A 1,985-nucleotide genomic window follows, 5' to 3' on the forward strand; every position below is an offset into this window, starting at 1 on the left:
CGTTTCGCGCATATCAAATTGGGCCAAATTCAACGTGCGATCTTCATCCGGAATCAAGCTAACGAACGCTGATCGAACTTGATCAAGTAGATACTGGTCTGTTCCTTGAATCAGATAGATTGGCTTTAACGTTTGCTTGGCAACATCCTGTTGCACATCTCTTAGCGTAAGCGCCATGCTGCCTGCCTCCTCGTTTTTCTCATGTTTCTACTGTATCATGGTCGCCCCGGAAGTTGAATAGGTGATGTGATTTCTGCTTGCCACCGGTCACGCTTGCCTGACCAGCAATATTGCAACATACCACTTTCAGCAGTACTGAACACTTGCATGTTATTTTGGTAGGCTGTAACCAACGTTTCTTGATTGGGATGACCAAATCGATTCTTTACCCCTGCTGAAACAACGCCAACATTTGGTTGCAACCGCTGTACAAACTCGGAGGCCGTACTCGTTTTCGATCCGTGATGACCAAACTTTAGTATCGGCACCCGACCAAGCATCGGGTCATCTAATAGGTTTCGCTCGCCCGCCTGATCCAAATCACCAGTCAGCATCAGCCGTTTAGGTCCTGTCTCAACCAACACCGCTACAGAATCTTCGTTATCGCCTGCACCGGATTTAAACGGATGCTTCACTAACGTCCAACGATTCAAACGCATCCCAGCTTGCACTTCTTGTACCGAGGCACCCTTACAATGTGGTGCGACCAATTCCTGATAGGCCTCCGTTTGCATCATGCCCAGTGGCACGTAAATGTTATCAACAGGTATTTGTTGTAAAAAATGTGGCAAATTGCCAATATGGTCAATGTCTTTATGCGTCAGGACTAATTGTTGCACCCGTGTGATACCCTTTCCCCGCAAAAACTGCACCAATTGTTGTGCCTGAAAATCACGCTTCTGTGGGGTGGCCCATGGTGGTTGTGGCAAATTCATTTTGCCACCAACGTCCACCAGCATGACTTGCCGGGGTGCAAGTCGCACAATCGTTGCATCCCCTTGCCCAACGTCGGCGAACGCCACAAACCCGCCCGTTGCTAATCTTGGTAACAAAAACATCACGCCATAGATGACTAATAGCACCAAACCAATTGTCCGACGCCTGCGCCTCAACAGCCAACTAACTGTCCCAACCAAAGCAACACCGCTTAGCAACAACGGTGGCTGACCAAACACTAGCTCACCTGGTACACGGTCCATTTGCGCGATGCCAAACTGGATGCCGTTAATCAGCGCATTACAACATGACATGATAGGCGTCAGACCACACCAAGCCGCACCAATGCCAACTAACAGTACCGGAATAACTAACCATGTAAATACAGGCATCGCCACCAAATTTGCCAGAATACTAATCGGATGCCAAGCGTACGTATGCCACAACAGCACTGGTAAAATTAATACCGACAAAAAGATGCATTGCCACCAACCCGGTTTGCCTGTTAGCCATAAGAGGCCAAAAGTTAGCAGGTATGATAATTGGCCACCTAAATTATGTAACACCCCCGGTTCAAGTAATAAGCCCCCTAACAATGCAACGCCCCAAGCATCAACTGCTGACAAGCGGAGCCATCCCAATTCGCGCCAAGCTTGTGTTAACGCCAATAATACCGCCCGCACCAATGATTGGACACCGCCAGCAAATAGCAGCAACACAACTAAAAGCACTTGTACAATTAACAACGACCGTTCACGGGTAATGCCAATCCACCGACCGAACTTACGCCACAATACATAGACTCCCGCGACTTGAAAGCCTGAAATGCTAAACAAATGTACCAAACCCATCTTCTGAATACCAACGTTATCATCATAGAAGTCACGACGCGTATAACCCAAAAATAATGTTTCACCATAGTCACGCAACCCAGGTGGTAGCGTTTCAAACCAGGCAACTAATCGGCTGTGGCCCGTCCGAATCCGACTATTAATAAATGGCCATGCCCCCGTTGGCGTATCAACCTGCGTGATGGTCGCTTGCTTCAC

Annotated in this window: 1 protein-coding gene; it reads right to left on the reverse strand. The window is 48.3% G+C overall.

Annotated elements, in window-relative coordinates:
* Positions 1 to 215 precede the first annotated feature (215 nt).
* On the reverse strand, positions 216 to 1,985 hold a 1,770-nt coding region (locus WEIDD23_RS11370; RefSeq protein ID WP_062359048.1), incomplete at its 5' end, for a ComEC/Rec2 family competence protein.

Source organism: Weissella sp. DD23, assembly GCF_001579105.1.
Taxonomy (GTDB): Bacteria; Bacillota; Bacilli; order Lactobacillales; family Lactobacillaceae; genus Weissella; species Weissella cibaria.